The 19,207-nt window shown below is 48.5% G+C and carries 12 protein-coding genes and 1 other annotated feature; of the genes, 9 read left to right on the forward strand and 3 right to left on the reverse strand.

All coding sequences use genetic code 11. The features are described 5' to 3' along the window. On the forward strand, nucleotides 1-181 hold a 181-nt coding region (locus tag V7Z60_RS04750), incomplete at its 5' end, for a hypothetical protein (RefSeq protein ID WP_334116694.1). 244 nt (nucleotides 182-425) lie between these two features. After that, nucleotides 426-1,295, forward strand: coding sequence for a DUF368 domain-containing protein (locus tag V7Z60_RS04755; protein WP_334116696.1), 870 nt, complete (start codon nucleotides 426-428; stop codon nucleotides 1,293-1,295). On the opposite strand, the gene V7Z60_RS04760 is transcribed toward V7Z60_RS04755, so the two are convergent. Beyond that, nucleotides 1,289-2,107 carry an AraC family transcriptional regulator gene (locus tag V7Z60_RS04760; RefSeq protein ID WP_334116697.1) on the reverse strand — a complete coding sequence of 273 codons (819 nt, stop codon included), beginning with the start codon at nucleotides 2,105-2,107 and terminating at the stop codon, nucleotides 1,289-1,291. The genes V7Z60_RS04755 and V7Z60_RS04760 overlap by 7 nt on opposite strands. A gap of 141 nt (nucleotides 2,108-2,248) precedes the next feature. Here V7Z60_RS04760 and V7Z60_RS04765 point away from each other — a divergent pair, with 141 nt between their 5' ends. The 4 genes from V7Z60_RS04765 to V7Z60_RS04780 all read left to right on the forward strand — a co-directional run bounded on the left by V7Z60_RS04765 (nucleotide 2,249) and on the right by V7Z60_RS04780 (nucleotide 6,734). Continuing rightward, nucleotides 2,249-3,520: a PTS sugar transporter subunit IIC gene (locus V7Z60_RS04765; RefSeq protein ID WP_334116698.1), complete on the forward strand. Its 1,272-nt coding sequence runs from the start codon at nucleotides 2,249-2,251 to the stop codon at nucleotides 3,518-3,520. Between the two features lie 5 nt (nucleotides 3,521-3,525). Then, entirely contained in the window at nucleotides 3,526-4,428 is a 903-nt protein-coding gene (locus V7Z60_RS04770) for a DUF7916 family protein (protein WP_334116700.1), read from the forward strand. 115 nt (nucleotides 4,429-4,543) lie between these two features. Then, nucleotides 4,544-4,793, forward strand: a binding site (T-box leader). A gap of 80 nt (nucleotides 4,794-4,873) precedes the next feature. Then, nucleotides 4,874-6,028, forward strand: a complete 1,155-nt coding sequence (locus V7Z60_RS04775; protein ID WP_334116701.1) for a YkvI family membrane protein — start codon at nucleotides 4,874-4,876, stop codon at nucleotides 6,026-6,028. Nucleotides 6,029-6,074: 46 nt separating this feature from the next. Then, nucleotides 6,075-6,734 carry an HAD hydrolase-like protein gene (locus tag V7Z60_RS04780; protein ID WP_334116703.1) on the forward strand — a complete coding sequence of 220 codons (660 nt, stop codon included), beginning with the start codon at nucleotides 6,075-6,077 and terminating at the stop codon, nucleotides 6,732-6,734. A 69-nt stretch (nucleotides 6,735-6,803) separates the two neighbouring features. Here the strand turns inward: V7Z60_RS04780 and V7Z60_RS04785 are convergent, their stop codons facing one another. Next, a complete protein-coding gene (locus tag V7Z60_RS04785) occupies nucleotides 6,804-7,808 on the reverse strand; it encodes a LacI family DNA-binding transcriptional regulator (RefSeq protein WP_334116704.1) in 1,005 nt (334 codons plus the stop codon). A 343-nt stretch (nucleotides 7,809-8,151) separates the two neighbouring features. Then, complete coding sequence (locus tag V7Z60_RS04790) at nucleotides 8,152-11,175, reverse strand: glycoside hydrolase family 2 TIM barrel-domain containing protein (RefSeq protein WP_334116706.1); 3,024 nt, start codon at nucleotides 11,173-11,175, stop codon at nucleotides 8,152-8,154. Between the two features lie 286 nt (nucleotides 11,176-11,461). Between V7Z60_RS04790 and V7Z60_RS04795 the strand changes: the two genes are divergently transcribed. From V7Z60_RS04795 to V7Z60_RS04805, 3 genes are all read left to right on the forward strand, one after another. Further along, a complete protein-coding gene (locus tag V7Z60_RS04795) occupies nucleotides 11,462-13,393 on the forward strand; it encodes a glycoside-pentoside-hexuronide (GPH):cation symporter (protein WP_334116708.1) in 1,932 nt (643 codons plus the stop codon). 331 nt (nucleotides 13,394-13,724) lie between these two features. Then, entirely contained in the window at nucleotides 13,725-15,038 is a 1,314-nt protein-coding gene (locus tag V7Z60_RS04800) for an MATE family efflux transporter (RefSeq protein ID WP_334116710.1), read from the forward strand. Nucleotides 15,039-15,265: 227 nt separating this feature from the next. Then, complete coding sequence (locus tag V7Z60_RS04805) at nucleotides 15,266-18,589, forward strand: glycoside hydrolase family 26 protein (protein WP_334116709.1); 3,324 nt, start codon at nucleotides 15,266-15,268, stop codon at nucleotides 18,587-18,589. The last annotated feature ends 618 nt before the right edge of the window (nucleotides 18,590-19,207 follow it).

Here is a 19,207-nt window from a genome sequence, read left to right on the forward strand (position 1 = left end):
ACTTGGTGGAGATTTCGCGCCTCGCCCACCAAACCTGGTGGAGATTTCGTGCCTCACCCACCAAACCTGGTGGAAAATCTGCGCCTCGCCCACCAAACTTGGTGGAAATTCTGCATTTCACCCTCCAAGCCTGGTAGAAAATAACATTATAACAGCAAAACAAAGCCCGGACGATCCTTAGTTGCGCATCATCCGAGCTTTGTTTCTTCCAAGAATTATTCATTATTATCCACAGAACCCGCATCATGTGGATAATGCCTTCTCAAAAATTCTTCCACAGGCGATATGTTGACATTCTGTGTATTTCCGATATGGGCGACGTTGCTCTTCAAGGACGTTTTTATTATGAAAAACTTAAGTTTCAGTTTAGATAAAATTCACCTTGAATTGATACAATCAGATGATTATAAACTGGAGGAATTTAAATGATCAGACAAGGACTGAATGGTTTTATGATGGCTCTTGCCGACAGCGTTCCCGGTGTTTCGGGCGGGACGGTTGCATTTATCATGGGATTTTATGATAATTTCATCGGGGCGGTCGATGACCTGCTGCGAGGAAATCGCGTCCGGAAAAAGGCGGCCGCAAAATATCTGGCAAAGCTTGGAATCGGCTGGGCGGCTGGCATGGTGCTGGCGGTGCTTGCATTATCGTCTCTTTTTGAGCATCACATCTACAAGGTGAGCTCATTGTTCATCGGATTCATTGCCGGTGCGATTCCGCTGATTGTCACTGAAGAAAAGAAACATTTCAAAAGGGGAGCTTGCGGAATCATGTTTCTTCTGGCAGGCATGCTGCTGGTGGTCACAATCGGACTGATCAACGGCGGTTCTTCGTCTTCAGTCCTGAACCTTGGAGAATTCAGTGTGCCGACTGCCATCAAGTTGTTCTTGATTGGTGCTCTGGCTGTTTCCGCGATGTTTCTGCCAGGAGTTTCCGGTTCGACGATGCTGCTGATTTTTGGAGCATACATCCCCGTCATTTCTGCAATCAAGAGCATCATTACGCTGAATTTTCAGGTTTTGCCAAGCTTGTTGTGCTTTGCAGCAGGAATACTGTTTGGTGCGGCAACGGTCGTCAAGGCCATCAGGATCTGCCTGAAGCGTTATCGCTCGCAGACACTTCATTTTATCATCGGCATGATGCTCGGATCGTTTTATGCGATTGTCATGGGACCGACAACGCTGTCCGTTCCGCTCGATCCGCTGCGCCTTGAAAGCTTCAGCATTGTCTTCTGTTTGATGGGACTGGCGCTTGTGCTTGGTCTGCAAAGACTTAAAAGCAGACTTCAGTGAATTCGTCTGCGCCATTCGGTCGGTGAGAAGCCGGTTGATTTCTTAAAGGCCTTTTCGAAAGTGAAGTAATCGCCAAAACCGATTTTCTGTGCAATTTCACTGACCGAATCAGAGGTCTCGTCCAGCATTTGTCTGGCCTTGTCGATTTTCATGATGAGGATAAACTGTTTTGGGGTTTTACCGTATCGTTCCTTGAAGCGGGTGAACAGCCTGCTGCGGCTGATTCCGAATTGACTGGCCAGTTCGTTTATCTTTAACGGCGAATGATAGTTTTTGCAGATATGAGCATAGACTTGTTCGACAATGTCCTGATTGCTGTTCAGAATGATGATTTTGTCGTTTGAAAATTCCTTTTCCAAAGCTTCAAGCAGCGAATAAGTTTTTTTCTTATACCAGAAATCTGAAATTTCATGGTTACGCTCTGTTGTCTTGCAGATCTCCTTGATCAGCAAGACGGCAGGGCTTTTTTCTTCAAATTCCAGAACGTCCTGATCGTTGAGCCTGGTTCGTTTCAGGAATTCTTCCAGATCAGACCCCTTCAGACCAACCCACCATGTTTTCCAGGGATCGTTTCTGTTTCCCGAGTACGTGACGACTTGTCCCTGTTTCAGAATGTAACCGTTATGGCCGTTTGATGAATATGTCCGGTCATTGATTCTGATGATTCCGTGTCCTTTTTCGATATAGTGCAGGACGAATTTTTCCGTTACGACGTAACTGTAGGTTTGATTGGGCAAGAACTGCTGGATACCGCATTCTGACAGCGTGATGTTGTCAGGCGATATATCAAAATGTTTCCAGATTTCCTTCATTTTGGCATCCTTTGTACTTTTTGACATGTTTTTAGCATAGTATACCATAGAATTGAGCTGCAGTCTTGATAAAATCAGTATTGTAGAAAACGTTTTCTCACAGTGATATTCCAACAAAATGTTGAAGGAAGGTAAGAAAACATGAATAAGTTCATTAACGAAAAACTGATTCCTGTCGCAATGAAATTTTCTGCCAACAGAGTTCTGATTGCCGTCAGAGACGGATTGTCATACACGATGATTTTAGCAATTGTAGGGTCGATTTTCATGTTGATTGCGAGTCTGCCGATTCCGGGCTGGCCTGAATGGCTGGACAAGATCGGCATCAGTCAGTATCTATGGCAGGGGGTTGACGGAACTTTCAATTTGCTTGGACTTCTGGCAAGTTTTACCGTTGCATACAGTTATGCCAGGCAGTGCAGACAGGAGGGCATCGGCGTCGGCATTCTTTCATTCTGCTCGTTTCTGATCGTTACGCCTTTGATCAAGACAAAGACCTCATCCGGAATCGATATGGCGTATATGGGTGCCAAGGGGATGTTTACGGCGGTCGTGATTGCACTTGTCTCAGTCAGGATTTATAAATTCTTCATTGACAGAAATATCAGGATCAAAATGCCGGACAGCGTTCCGCCTGCTGTTTCAAGCTCATTTGTCGCACTGATTCCAGGAGTGGTCATCTGTACTTTCTGGCTTTTGGTTTATGCGCTGCTTGACACATTCCGCCTGCCGAATCTGCACAACGTGATCGGTACGATTCTTGGCGGACCGATTGGCTTTCTCGGCGGCTCTGTATTCGGCACGGCAATTATCGTTGCCTTGAACAGCCTTTTCTGGTTCGTCGGAATCAATGGCGGCAACATCATCAATCAGATCATGCAGCCGATCTGGCTTGGAAATCTGCAGGCAAACATGGAAGCATACAAGCAGGGTAAGGCATTGAAGTATATTTTCACGCAGCCGTTCATGGACAATTACGTTTATATTGGAGGCGGCGGTGCGACATTGGGACTTGTGATTGCGATTGCGCTGATTGCCAGAAGGAAAAAGGCCAGTCAACGAACCCGGGCGCTTGCTCCGCTGACGCTTGTTCCAGGACTTTTCAACATTAACGAACCGGCGATGTTCGGGATTCCGATCGTCCTGAACGTGCTGCTTCTGATACCGTTTGTTGCAGTTCCCGTGCTTAATCTGGCGATTGCATATTTTGCAACATATACGGGAATCGTTCCATACACCAGGGCAACCGCAACCTGGACGATGCCGCCTGTGATTTCAGGCTTTTTGACAACGGGCAGCATTCGGGCTTCAATCCTGCAGATAATTCTGATTGCGATGGATATTCTGATTTACATGATGTTCTATCTTGCAGTTGAAAAGCAGTTCTTAAACGATGAAAGCAAGGAGGTATGAAGCATATGAAGAGACTGATCAGTGCCGATGCATCGGAAATTTTGAAAATGAGTTCAGGAGAACTTAAGCAGAGCATCAGGGCATCGGACGGCAGAACCGTTCTTTCGGAAAATTTTGCCCCGCGGCAATCATGGGTCGGCGGGATTACAAATGCAGAGATTGCATCTTCATTTGGTGCCGATCTGATACTGTTGAATGGTATTGACGTACTGAATCCCGAAATTGCGGGACTGCCTGATGGAGAAAAGGACGAAAATCCTTTTGAAATGTTGAGAAAATTGTGCGGCCGTCCCGTCGGGGTCAATTTGGAACCGGTTGATGCTTCGGCTGACATGATGGAAGAAAGATGCGAGATTGAAGTCGGAAGAACCGCAACTGAAGCGACGCTTGAAAAAATCAATGAATCGGGAATTGATTTTGTCTGTCTGACGGGAAATCCCGGGACGGGCGTTACGAATGAAGCGATTATCGAAAGTGTCGGCAGGGCCAGACACAGTTTCGGCGGATTGATCTTTGCCGGAAAAATGCACAGCGCGGGCGTTTCAGAACCTGTAGTCAATCTTGATTTCGTAAGAAAATTGATTGAGGCAGGAGCCGATGCGGTATTGATTCCGTCAGTCGGAACTGTTCCGGGAATCACGCTTGAAATGGCTCATGATGCGGTTGAGCTTTGTCATCGGCACGATGTTCTGGCAATGAGCGCAATCGGTACGAGTCAGGAAGGTTCAGGCGTTGAAACAATCAGGTGGATGGCGCTTCAGAACAAGATTGCGGGCGTCGACATTCAGCATATCGGAGATGCGGGTTACAGCGGAGTCGCTCCAGTCGAAAACATTTTCGAACTCAGCAGGGCAATCAGGGGATTGAGGCATACTGTTTCAAAAATGTCGCGGTCCATTCTCAGATAAAACGGGAATCGAAGCGGTTTGACGCTGAGTTTCGGAGTTGGATTACAAAAAGATTTGAAAAAAATAATAAAAAAGTGTTGAAACGAGAAGATACGTGTGATAATATCATAAACAAGCAAACGTAATGAAGCGGAGTATTAGACGAGGACGCGTATCAAGAGAGCCGTTGGGTGGTGTAAAGCGGACATGCGAAGTCGTTGAACTCGCCGCTAAACGGTGATTCTGAAACCAAGTAGGAATCGACGGGGTTGCCTCCGTTATCGTGGCATAGGTTGTTGGACCGAATGAGAGCACTGTATTTATCACAGTGAAGAAGAGTGGTACCGCGGAAAGCCCATGCTAGCTTAAGGCCTTTCGTCTCTTCTGTCGTAGTAGTCGGACAGAAGAGGCGGAAGGTCTTTTTTGTCACATGATGGTTTGATGGGAAATCTGGAGGTATCATAAAATGGATATACAAGCAGAAAACAAAAGGGAATTTGGAATTCCAAAATCAGCAATGGCAATTTTTTCAGTCGCATCCGTGCTTTTTTCGGCCCATGCCGGCGGCGGATTTGCAACGGGCAATCAGGAAAACACCTACTTTGTCTCGCTTGGATGGTCCGGCATCATCAGTCTTGTTCTGGCCATGTTTCTTTTGACGATGACGATGCGGGAAGCGATGATCATGTACAACAAATTCAACCTTAAATCACATAAGGAGCTGTTTGAAAAACTCTATCATCCTTTTGACAAGCTTGAAATTCTGTTTGAGGTCTTTTTTGACATCATGGTCGTGATGGCCGTTGCCGCAGCCGTTTCAGGTGCTGCCAGCGCATTGCAGCAATACCTGGGCTGGAATTATTACGTCAACATCGTCATTGTAGGTGCCGTTATCTTGTGTCTGACGATTTTCGGAGCCGGTGTCGTGCGCAAGGCAAGTACCTATATGGGAATTGCAATCATGTTCTGCGTTCTGGTCATCTATATCGTCGGCATCAGCAAGGCCGGAAACTTCGGTGACGTGATGTCTGCTTCATTTGCCAGACAGGGCTTTTCGCAAGTTCCGCACGCAATCGGCAATGCCTTCACATACGCAGGCTTCCAGTGCGTAACACTTCCGACGATGCTTGCCTGCGGCGCCATTTTCTCAGGCAACAGGAATCATGCCGAAGCAAAGTCAATGACCGTTTCATTCATCATGAACACGATTGCACTGGGCTTGGCAGTAATCATGCTGATGTGCTGGCAGTCAACATACAGTTCGAGCGAAGCGGGCATGGTCTTGCCGACTTTGACAACCTTGAAATCGATGCACATGGGCTGGATGATGGCAGTTTACGGCATCACGCTGATTCTCTGCCTGACGTCAACCGGCGTCACGACAACGTTTGCATTTGTTTCACGCTTTGAAAACTCCAGGATTTTCAGCAAGGTTGAAAATCCAGTCAAGCGTCGCATGGCAATCGCTGCATTCATCATCATCCTGTCAATGACGATTTCCCTGGTCGGCCTGACGAACATCATCAAATACGGCTATGGCTACTGCGGCTATCTGGCAATCGCAATCGTCGTCATTCCGTTTTTGACGGTCGGCGTCTACAAAAACCGCAGAAAGGCATGATTTTTAATGTATAATGGAGAGGTAAATAAATTCAGGGGGCTTTTCCATGTACCATTATGCATTGTTTGACCTTGACGGAACGCTGACCGATTCTTCCGAGGGAATCATCAATTCCATCATATACGCATTGGACAAGCGCGGGTATGTCATTCCGGAAAGATCCGAGCTTCTGCCGTTCATCGGACCGCCGCTTGCCGAAACGTTTGAGGAGTATCTAAATCTGCCGGAGGGAAAGGGACAGGAGATGGCTGAAGTGTATCACGAGTACTTTTCAGTCAGGGGACTGTACGAAAACCGGGTTTACGACGGTGTTTCAGCAATGCTCTCCTCTTTGAAGGAAGCTGGAGTCAAGGTATGTCTTGCGACATCCAAGCCTGAGAAGTTTGCAGGAAGGATTTTGGAACATTTCAGCCTTGACGGATATTTTGACCATATCGTCGGCGCAACGCTTGACGGTAAGCTGAGCAAAAAGGCGGACATTGTCGGCAGGGTCGTGGATGACATGGGAATCACTGAGAATTCGGGGGCAGTGATGGTCGGCGACCGCGAATATGACATCAACGGCGCAAATGCCAGTCATCTTGATTCCATCGGCGTTCTTTACGGATTCGGGGGACGTGAGGAACTTGAAAACGCCGGTGCGACATGGCTTGCGAAGGATCCGGGTGAAGTTCTGAGATATATTCTGGGTCAGGATGCGAATTGAATGGAAAAGGAATAAAGCAAAGAGGATTTTTCCGGCACGTCTGCCGGGAAAATCCTCTTTTTTTGGAATCTAGTTGAGAGAGCTTTCCCGTAAGATCAGCCTTGTTCCCAGCATGATCATATACGGGATGCGGTCGGGGGAGTCGAGGCGGTCAATCAGAAGGTCGACGGCTCTCCTGCCCATTTCGTTTGATTCGATTCGAATGCTGCTCAATGGCGGATTGGCATATTGTGCCGAGATCGTATCATTGAACGAAATGATGCTGACATCTTCTGGAACGTCAATTTCAGCTTCCTTAAATGCTTTCAGCGCTCCGATGGCCATTGCGTCGTTTGAAATCAGAAGCGCATCCGGAAAATCGTTTCGACTGACCGAGTTCAAGGCCTGACGAATCGCATTGTATCCTGAATCAGGATCGTATGCACCGGTGAAGATTCTTTTTTCGTCATACATTCTGCGGTCCTTCATGCAGCGCTTGAAGTCCTCAAGCCTGAAGTCATGAGGAGGTCCCGAAACGTTCGGAAATTCTCCGGTGAGCATCCCGATGCGCTTGCTTCCGTGTGCAATGAAATGGCTGATGATGCTGTCGACGACTGATGAAAAATCGGAATAGACGCATGAAAAGCCTTCCTTCAGCATGTTCGAATCAACGAAGACAACGGGAATCGAGAGCTTTTTCAGTTTCGAAATCTCATCTTCGGTGTACTGATCTCCGCCAAGGACAAGAACGCCGATGCAGTCTTCGATTCCATTCCATTCGTTGTGGCCATAGTACAGGACTGCGTTGATTTTTTGCTCGCTGAGCTTTTCTTCGATGCCGTCTCTGATTGAATAATAATATGAATCGTTGATTTCCTGAATCTGATTTCCGAAAAAGATGACGGCAACGTTTTTTCCTGAATAATGCCGGCTGTTTCTTTGTTTGTGCTTCGTATAATTGAGGGCTTCCGCAGCTGCAAAGACGCGTTTTCTCGTTTCGTCACTGACGGAAAGCGTCGGATCATAGTTGAGGATGCGCGAAACGGTTGTCTGTGAAACACTGGCTTTTTGTGCGATGTCTTTGATTGTGGCCATTTGTTCTCCTTTCGATAAAAGTTTTACTACTCAATTTTACCACATAATTTTTCGTAAAATACAGTCCTTGAACGCAGAGATGATGTTTTGCCGGGAAAATGCAGCTTCTGACGCATCCGTGGCTGTTGATCAATACAGCAGAACATGAAAAAACAGGACGACTGACTGACCTGTATCTCAAAAACTGGAGAAGACGTCAGATGGTTGTCCTGTTTTTTGATTTGTAATCGTCCCGGTCATCGGGACATTGGATAAGAAAGAGCCTTGTTCATTAAAGGTCTGGTCTGCAATGCCTGAATCTGCAGGAAAGCGCTCAATGACGGCGTTCGTAAATTTTCAAGCGTTACAATGCCTCAATGCTGAATCTGACTTCATATTCATTTTCAGACGGAAGCAGGAATTCGTCATGGACGGGTGCTCCCCAGGAATCATCGCCGCCAACACCCATTTGTGCCGCCAGGATCTTGACCCAGGTAAAATGAGTTTGCGGAAGTTCATAGTGATGTCTGGCAGCATCGAGCTCCATGGTGTTTACCGGCAGAACACTGAATTCGAACGGTTTGTCGACTGCCTTCAGCAAAATGCCGGATCCTTCTTCAGAGTAAATCTTCAATTCTCTCGTGTCCATGTGATTGCCGGTTTCCTGCGGCATCAGATAAGGCGCCTTGTTTTGTTCCGCAGTGCTTTCAAAAATTCCAAGGTGAGCACCGGCAGTCCGGTCGAGATAATTTTCGTCGGGTCCGAGACCATACCACGCAAATCTGTTCATTGCCTTTGGCAGGGCAAATTCCAACCCGAACTCCGGAAGTGGTGCAAGTCCCTCTGCCCCCGGATATTCAGCGCAGACGATGATCTTGCCATTGGCATCAACCGTGTATGAAACGCTGCATTTTACATCTGACGGCAATGCCAGTCGGAACGTATACGTAACGGTGATGCTGTCTTCTTCATGTTTGACGTCAATGTCCTGGTTCCTGGCATATTTTCCGGCAATTTCCCACTGGGATAACTCGAAGTCATAGCCTGCGCCGCGGTCGTTGTCCGTCAGGGCGCGCCAGAAATTGAGCTGAGGAGCACGCTTGATGAGTTCTCTGCCGTTTTTCCGATATGAAACGAGGCTGGCCTTGTCCTTTGACAGAAGAATTGAGAAATCGTCACCGACGACACCGATGTTGAAGTCGCCTTCAACTGCAGTCAGTTTCCCTTGCGAAGGCTTGAGTGACAGATCGGCTGGTTTGGCGACCTCCTGGGCTCTGCAGATTTCAAACCCGGCTTCTGCCCATGGAAGTTTATTCCTGGTCAGGCAGGAAACTTCATAAACGAGTTCGCCTTCTTCTGAAACCTTGCCCCAGTCAGGCTCAAAGGTTTCTTCTTCTCCAGGAGCGACCGCAAGTTCAAGCGACCTGCCTTCCCAGACCTTCCTGCCGTCAGCGAGAATTCTGAGAACGAAGGAGAATTCGTCGGTATTTGTAAACAAATTGTCATTTCTGACTGTCAGTTTCCCGTTCTCAAGTCTGAGCCTGACATTTGAATAAAGGGCCTTGACGGTGCCGGCTTTTGGAGAAGGTGTCCGGTCTGCCAGGACGATGCCGTCGCCGCAGAATTCGTAATCAGTCGGGCGGTCGTCGAAATCGCCGCCGTATGCGAGATATTCCTCGCCGTCCCCAGTTGAGGTCAGGATGCCCTGGTCGATGTAATCCCAGATGAATCCGCCCTGGTATTTCGGATACTTCTCAAGAGCGGTGTAAAGTTGCATTCCGCCGACGGAGTTGCCCATTGCATGCATGTATTCGCATGAAATGTACGGCTTTTCAGGATTGCTCCTGAGATATGCTTCAATTTCGGCAGGCTTGGCGTACATTCTGCTTTCAATGTCCGTAATCCGGTCGAATTCCCTGTTCCAGGTTACGCCTTCATAGTGAACGATTCGGGTCTTGTCATGATCTCTGAAGAAGTCTGCCATTGCTTCGATGTCCGTTCCGGCGTATGATTCGTTCCCGCATGACCAGATGAGAACCGAAGCGTGGTTCTTGTCGCGCTGAAACATGTTGTCAGCACGGAACAGGCAGTTGTCGAGCCATTCTTCCCTGTTTTCCGGAACATTCCATGAAGGATCGCAGGCACCACGCTTCTGCCATGTACCATGGCTTTCGAGGTTCGTTTCGTCGATCAGGTAGATGCCGTATTCGTCGCAGAGTTCGTACCAGCGGCTCTGGTTCGGGTAGTGAGAGGTGCGGACGGCATTGATGTTGTGCCGTTTCATGAATCTGATGTCCCAGAGCATGTCTTCTTCAGTCACGGACCGTCCGTTTCTGCAGTCGAATTCGTGACGGTTGACGCCCTTGAAGAGGATGCGCCTGCCGTTTAAAAGCATCAGTCCGTCTTTGAGTTCGAACTTGCGGAATCCGAGGGAAAGCGGGATGACTTCAAGCAGATTGTCGCCATCGAAGACCTGGATTTCGGCAGAGTAAAGGTTCGGATGTTCGGCGCTCCAGAATCTGACGTTGAGATTTTCCGCGGAAAATGCAGGGCAGGAATCATCAAGGGCAGTTTCCTGCGTCAGAAGAGGCGTTTCGTCTGAATCGTAAACGGTGAGCCTGGCCGTTTTTCCAGACAAGTCATCACCGACGGCATCCAGTTTAACCTCTAATTTGCCCTTGGCATAATCGTCGGTCAGAGTTGCCGTGGCATTGATGTCCCTGATATGGGTGTCCGGGATTGCAAAGAGCTCAACATCGCGGAACAGGCCGGAAAGACGCCAGAAATCCTGGTCTTCGATCCAGTTGGCGGAAGAGAATTTCCACAGTTCAACAGCAAGCTTGTTGTCGCCGTCCTTAAGGAAGTCGGTGACTTCAAACTCGTCCGGCGTGAAGGAGTCTTCGCTGTATCCGACAAAATGACCGTTGAGCCAGACGTAAATCGCCGTTGAGGCGCCCTTGAACGAAATGAAGGTGCGCTTGTTCTTCAAGCCTTCATTAACGGTAAAATGCCTGATATAAGAAGCAACGGCATTATGATTCTGCGGGATGGAATCGGGGCGGAGCAGTTCGCTTCCGTCCCACGGGTATTGCGTATTGACGTATTGCGGCTTCCCGAATCCCTGAAGTTCAAGGTGCCCGGGGACTTTGACTGAATCAAGGCCGCTTTCGTTAAATTCCGGCCGATAGAAGTCCCTGGCCCGCAAATTTGAATCCTTCACGTAGGAAACCTTCCAGTTGCCGTTCAAGGATTGAACGAAGGACGAAGCACGTTGCCTGAGTTCTGCTTCATTTCGGTAATAGTGATGATCGGAGTGAGGATCGATCGTATTTACTTTAAAAACGGTTGCATCAGAAAGCCAGTCCGTTGTGTATTCCAAGTCTTGCATAGCACATAGCCACCTTCCAGTAATTTTTTACCAATTGTTTGCGTTTACATGGTTATTATAAGTGATTGTTGAGAAAGGTGCAAGAGATATTTAGTAATATTTTTATTGTTTGTTTCGGTGCCTGAATATTGGTTCATAAGCCTAATTAGCTTGATTCATTAAACTGAAGGATAATATTTAAATAATTTGATGAAAAAAGTTTTAAGTAAATTCTTTACTTAAACAAGGAAAAGTTTTACAATAATTTTTGTGAACGATTTCATAAAATACTTTGGAGGTACAGACAATGGAAAATACTTCTTCAAAGCCTGGGAAGCACAGCGGTCTTTTTTCGAAGTTCGCTTTTGCCATGGGCAACATGGGGCATGCTGCATTTTATGCGGCGCTCAGCAATTATTTCATCATTTTCGTTACCAGCGGCCTGTTTGTTGGACTGCCAAAAAACATTGCCAATAAGCTCATCGTTTTGATTACGACTCTGATTGTCGTAATCAGGGTCGCTGAAATCATGATTGATCCCGTTCTGGGAAACATCGTCGACAACACGCGGACGAAATGGGGCAAGTTCAAGCCCTGGATCCTTTCAGGGACAATCGTCAGTTCCGTGCTTCTGGTCGTATTGTTCACGGGGATCTTCGGGCTGGCAGAAAAGAACTGGATCTTGTTTGCCGTCCTGTTCGTTATTCTGTTCGTCATTTTAGACGTGTTCTACTCGTTTTCAGACGTATCATACTGGGGCATGGTTCCCGCTTTGAGTGAAGACAGCGATGAACGCGGCGTCTACACGGCTTTGGGAAACTTTACCGGATCGATTGGATGGAACGGTCTGACGATCATCGTCGTTCCGATTGTAACCTGGTTCACGTATGCCGCAACGGGAAAGCATACTGAAGGTCCGCAGGGATGGGTTGCATTTTCAATCATCATTGCCGTCTTGACCATTATCTGCATGACCATCACTGCATTTGGCACGCAGGAAAAGGATAACGTCATCAGACGCGCTTCGCAGAAGGAAAAGACGACCTTGAAGGGGGTCTTTACCGCCATTGTGAAAAACGACCAGATTCTCTGGGCAAGTCTTGCGTACTTTCTGTACTCATTGGCCAACGTTGTGACGAACGGTGTCCTGTTCTACTATTTCAAGTTTATTCTCGACCGTTCGGCGGAATATGCCATCGTCGGTGTCGTGGCGACAATCGTCGGCTTTTGCACGTCGCCGCTTTACCCGGTCTTAAACAAGTTCATTCCGCGCAAGGTCTTGTTTTGCCTTGGACAGGCCTGCATGATCGTTTCATATCTGATTTTCATCTTCTTTGGATCGAACATGACGCTTCTTGTAGTGGGGCTGGCATTGTATAACTTTACCTTTGCACAACTTGTAACCGTTTTAACATTGACTGATGCGATTGAATACGGGCAGCTGAAGAACGGTGAAAGAAACGAAGCCGTGACTCTGTCAATCCGTCCGATGATCGACAAGCTGACGGGAGCCTTTTCAAACGGACTTGTCAGCTTCATCGCCATCACCTGCGGCATGACCGGGGCGGCAACGGCAGCCGACATGACGGCAGGAAACGTGCATACCTTCAAGAGCTTTGCCTTCTACATTCCGTTGGTTCTGGCAGTTCTGGCACTTGTTGTCTTTGTTTCAAAGGTCAAGCTGACCGAGAAGAAGCACGCCGAGATCGTCGAAGAGCTGCAGCGAAAGCTTTCGGAGGGACAGGACGATTCAGAGGAAACTGAAGGATATTCCAGCAGCACAGGCATGACGAGACTGGTTGCACCGGTAAGCGGAAAGATTATGAACATCGAGGAAATGCCGGACGTTTTGAGTGAATTCCACGGCAGAGGATTTGCAATCAAGCCGCAGGAAGGAAGGATCTACGCTCCGTTTGACGGCGTGGTCCGCTTCACCTTTACGACCAGGCACGTAATCGGTCTCGTTTCCGAAAACGGTCTGGAAATGATTATCCATATCGGTGTCGGCACGGTCAGAATGCGCGGAGAGGGATTCATTTCTCATTACACCGATGGACAGAAAGTCAAGGCCGGTAAGCTTTTGATGGACTTTGACCGTGATCTGATCATTCAAAACGGATGTAATGATGTTGTTGTCTGCTTCTTCACGCAGCCTGGCAGAATCAGGGAGATTCCGGGTGTTTCTTCAGGCGAAGTCGTTCATGGCGAAACGATTGCCGATGTTGACGTGAATAAGTAATGCTGATGATTTTAGATTGAGAAGAGGATTTTTCCGACAGTCGTGTCGGGAAGATCCTTTTTTTGCTTGAAAATGCAGCGCATGGGGCATCGTTGCGGATAATCGTGACTTGTTCGTAAAATCCAGCTTGCAATTACGGGCAGAAAGCTGTTTTTTGGGAGTTGCCCGTAATCAGAGAAGGCAGCAGGCATCAGTCGGCTTTTTGCATACGTCTGAAAGTCTTTTTCACTTCTTGAGCAAAATAACATTAAAATCTCATGAGCTCTGATATAATGTAGATTGTTGAATTTGATTGGAGGTCTGGATTTTTTTGAAAAATGATAGTGCCGTGATGACGGAAGGTTCGTACAGGAAGAAAATCGTGTATTTTGCGATTCCGATTTTTTTCGGAAGTCTGTTTCAACAGCTGTACAGCACCGCCGATTCACTGATTGTGGGGAATTTTCTGGGGAGTTCAGCACTGGCAGCCGTCAGTTCTTCGGGAAATCTTATTTTTCTGCTGATTGGGTTCATTCAAGGCTTGACGATTGGATGCAGCGTCGTGATTGCGCGCTTCATCGGAGCAGGAGATCACAGGATGACGTCGCTTGCGGTTCACACGACCGTGGCGCTGGGACTTGTTTCAAGTCTTGTCCTGACTCTGGTCGGAATTCTTCTGGCACCGCAGATTCTGCGGCTGATGAGCACGCCTGAGGAAATCATGGATCAGTCGGTTGAGTTCTTCAGGATGTATTTTCTGGGGTCTGCCGGGTTCGTCATGTATAACACGCTTGTCAGCATTCTGCAGGCTTCAGGTGACAGCAAGCATCCTGTCTATTATCTGATAATCGCGTCGGTCATCAACATTCTGCTTGATCTGCTGTTTATCGGAGTCTTTCGCTTCGGAGTCGGCGCGGCGGGGGTGGCAACGTCGATTTCGCAGACGATCAGTGCGCTGCTTGCGCTGCATCAGCTGATGACGCAAAGCGGATCGTGCCGCGTCGAACTGCGCAGAATCAGATTTCAGCCGCAGATCCTGAAGATGATCATCAGATTCGGGCTGCCGTCGGGACTGCAGAATTCGATTATCGGCCTGTCGAACGTCATTATTCAATCATACATAAATTTTTACGGCAAAAATGCAGTGGCCGGCATCGGATCCTACTGCAAGGTCGAAGGCTTTGCATTTCTGCCGGTAACTTGCTTTACAATGGCCCTGACGACCTTCGTTGCCCAGAACCTGGGGGCAAGGGAGTACCAGAGAATCAGAGCCGGGGTTCGTTTCGGCACGGTCTGCACGCTGGTTCTGGCGGAAGGACTGGGAATCCTGCTGTTCGTGTTCTCACCTCAGCTGATCGGAGCATTCGACAGCACGCCTGCAGTGGTCAGTTTCGGCGTCGCAAGGGCACGTGTCTGCGGTCCGTTCTTTTTCCTCGTGGCGTTTACGCACGTGATGGCAGCCGTCATGCGCGGAGCCGGAAAGGCAATGATTCCGATGATGATCATGATGATCTGCTGGTGTGCGGTCAGAATCCTGACTTTGACCATTGTCGGGATGTTCTGTCAGACGATTCAGACGACCTATTGGGTTTATCCGTTGACATGGCTGCTCAGTTCGCTGGCGTTTCTGCTGTGTTACCGGAGACTGGATTTCACGAAACTATAACGGTTTTATCCCTGCTGTTCAGCAGGGATTTTTTTATGGCTGAAAAATGCAGAGCGTTGACAGTTTATTTGAGACAATATGTAAAGCATTTTGAAATAAACGTTTACTTTATAAGTAGATTTATATACAAGCAAATAAATTTGTATTGACAATTATTGTAAGCGGTTTTAACATTATGGATGTAAGCGCTTTGAGATCAAAGCCAATTTTACTGCAGGGGGTATATCATGAACGAGAAGGCAGAAAAAGATGTTAAAAAACAAGTGGTTGTCGCAGGTTTGACAACGATTACGCTTGTTGCGGGAGCTTATGCGGCACCAAACGTTTCAGCCGATGAGGTGAGCGAAGGCGTTAAGACGGAAAGCGTCGTCAAGGCTGCCGGTCAGGCAGACTCAGTTTCGCAGAAGACAGAAGAACAGGCGGATACGCAGAAAGCAGAGGCGAAAACCGACGCTTCAAGTCAGGAAACGCTGACCGGGTCCGATGACAAGACGGCAGGAGCTTCTGAAGACAAGGCGGGGACGACTCTGACGGCACAAGACAATCAAAATGATGCGCAGCAGGAAACGCAGACGGATCAGCCGGATGAAAATGCGGTTGCCGCACATGCTGATGAAACGTCACGGACAATGCCGGTATCGCAAAACATGGCCGTTCATGCTGCTGCAGCGCAGGCACAGCAGTCACCGGCAACGATTTCCGATCCAAACGCAACTGATCAGGCCAGGAAACTCCTGGGATATCTTGACAGCTACAAGAAGTCAGACGACATCATGTTTGGTCAGCAGCACGCAACTGATGCGGCTCAATCGCTGACGGACGATCAAAAGCAGCCCGGCAGGACCGATTCCGACGTCAAGGGACTGACGAACAACAATCCGGCGGTTGTCGGATGGGATGCCTATCTGAGTCTTTCCGGTGATGAGGCTCCCGGCGTCAAGGGCGATTCCGCACAAAGCATCAGGAATCTTTCAACTTCAATGAATGCCGTTCATGACAGCGGAAGCATCATCGTCTTGAGCATGCATCCCGACAATTTCGTAACCGGCGGGAACTACGGCGATACGAAGGGAGACTGCGTCAGGAACATTCTGCCGGGAGGCTCTGCCAATGCCAAATTCAATGCCTGGCTCGACAAGCTCGTTGAATTGTCTTCCCAGCTCAAGGACAAGAACGGAGAACAGTATTCGATCATCTTCCGTCCGTTCCATGAACAGACGGGCGCATGGTTCTGGTGGGGCAATGGAACGACGACTCCTGCGCAGTACAAGGCAGTTTATCGTTACCTGGTAAACTATCTGCGCGATCACGGCGTCCATAATTTCCTGTATGCCTTCACTCCCGGCGGCGACTTGTCAGGAAACGTCGACCGCTATCTTGAAACGTATCCGGGCGACGATTATGTCGATATTCTGGGAATTGACAATTATGACACGGGCTCGGTCATCGGAAGCGATGCCTGGATGAACGGTCTCAAAAAGGACGTTGCAATGATTGCAAGACTTGCCGATGAAAAAGGCAAGGTCTCCGCCCTGACGGAATACGGACGCCATCTGTACGATAATGCCGACAATCAAGGCAAGGACTGGTATACGAAGGTTTTGAACACTCTCGAAGGCGATCAGGATGCCAAGAAGATTTCATACATGTTCACATGGGCCAACTTCGGGTTCCCGGACAACATCTATGTTCCGTTCAAGGGATTCAAGGATGACGAAGTTACGAAGGACTTCCTGAAGTTTGCAAATGATTCGCGTGTTGTCATGAGCGAAAGGAACAAGCAGAAGTTCAATGACTATGCGGCAGTAAGTCAGGGGGCAGAAGTCAAGAAGAACAATCTGACGATGACGACCATGTCGCCGACGAATTCCGACACGATTACGAGCGAAAAATCGCCGGTAAACGTGCGTCTGGACAATGGCACCGCATCCAAGGTGGTTCTTGAAATCGCCGGCAGGCAGTTCGTGCTCGAAAGCACCGACGGCAAGAACTTCTCCGGGACGATGCAGCTTCCTGAATCTGCCGACAAATCGGTTCAAAAGGCAACCGTCACTGCATACGATGCAAACGGAAACGTTGTCGGTACTGAAGAATTGCAGCTTTTCGTCAAGTTCTCGGCCAAGGCAGAAAACGTCGGCAAGGTTGAAACTTCAGACCTCAAGTCCAACGGAACCTGGGCAGAAAGCAGCTCTCCTTCAGCAACCGGCAGGAATACATCTCAAGGATTTGAAGTGGATCTTGACTCTGCATTTGACAAGAAGGACACCTGGCAGGAAGTCAAGTTTGCCACGGTTAACGTCGACAAGAGCCTGCTTTCAAAGACAAATCAGCTTCACGTAACCGGACTTGTCTCCGCAACGGCAGGTCATCTTCAGGCCTATGCCTTCACGAACACGGGTGACAAGACGGACTACAAGAGCACTGACGTTGATGTTTCGGGACTTGAAATGGTCGAATACAACGGCAGGACATACCGCAAGTTCGACTTCACGATTACGTTCCCTGAATACGTCAATACGGATGACATTCAATTCGGCTTCGTGGGCGTCAATGCCGAAAACTTCGATTCCGTCATCGTTCAAAGCGTTGAACTTCAGAATCTTGCCAAGGAAACCGACAAAACTCCGCATGTCGTTGACGATTTCTCAAGCTACCTCGGAAGCGACGTCCTGCTCAACCGCGCATATGCAACGAACGGCGACTCCACGACCGTCAAGCTGGTTAAGCAGTCTGACGGAACCTATCGCATGAATTACACGTATACGATCGGGGCCAACGGCTATGCCGGACGAGGGCAGACGTTCGCAACTCCAAAGGACTGGTCCGGAACAAAGGGCGTTACGTTCTATCTTGGCAATGCTTCTTATCCGGGGGACGATCTTGACGTTCAGATCAATATGAACGGCGTAACGTTTGAAGCACATATCGATCTCAAGGACGCGCATAACGGCGTCGTCTTCGTTCCGTTCTCCGCATTTGCCCCGGCATCATGGGATACTGCAAATGCCGGCAAGACCGTCAATGATGAGTTCCTGAAGAACGTCAATACGTTCTACCTTTATATCAACAGCCAGGTTGAAGGCACGCGTTCAATCGAGGTCGGCGACATCAAGGCAGTGACGGAAGAGCCGGATAATCAAGACAAGGATAATCAGCAGGACTCTGATAAGAAAGACGATCAGAACAAGGGTGACCAGTCAGATTCTGACAAGAAGGATGACCAGAACAAGGGAGATCATCAGGAAACAACCGGGAACGGCAATCAAGACGATTCCGATGAGAAAGGAAACGGTCAGGACAAGGGGGCACAAAATGTCGGCGGAACCAACGGCACAAACGGTTCGGCGACTGGAGACAAGAAGGTAACTCCGACAGCAGTTTCCAAAAATGGAACTGTCAAGACGGAAGTAAGTTCCAAGAGTGCAGACAGCAAGGATTATCCGCAAACAGGTGAAAAGAACGAGCAATTAGGAATCTTGGGAATTCTTGCATTAATCGGCGCAAGCATCTTAGGATTCTTTGGGATTGGAAAAGGAAAGAAGAAAGCCTGATTTTCAGGGAAGAAGCAGTCGAGAATTTCTCGGCTGCTTTTTTTCTGGAAAATGCAGAGCGTGGGGCGGAAGTTTTTGAGGGCGCAGGCCGACTGATTTTGTCCGGTATTCTTTCAGTTTTGAGGCATGAAATTAAATGCAGTGCTGAGAATCGCCTGCTCAATTAGGGCTCCAAGGCGGGATTACGGGCAAAACGACGATTTCTGGGATTTGCCCGTAAATGGCAGTCCTTGGTTGCGGTCAAAGCACACATTTAACGCCGCATACACAAACAAAGTCCCGGAGGCTGAATTATCCGGGACTTTTGTTAGAGACATAGTTTTTTTCCAGCCTCTTAATCATTATTCAGTGGCTCGGAGGCTGAGCGGTTGGTCTTCACACCTTGTCCTAATCAGGTTCCAGCTCACAGCCCCCTCCGCCTAAGAAGCTCTCACTTGGCAGGATGACCTGCCGTCGTGCGAGCCTCCTTAGTGCTCAGGGGCTGAGCGCTCGCTTCCACACCTTGTCTAATCAGGTTCCAGCTCGCATTCCCCCTATCGCAAACAAGGACTCCCTGGACGAGACAAGCTCGCCTTCGGTCGTCCAAAGCTTGCGTACGGGCTCATGACCGCTCGCTTC

The sequence above is a fragment of the Ligilactobacillus sp. genome, assembly GCF_036846325.1.
In the GTDB taxonomy this organism is placed as follows: Bacteria; Bacillota; Bacilli; order Lactobacillales; family Lactobacillaceae; genus Ligilactobacillus.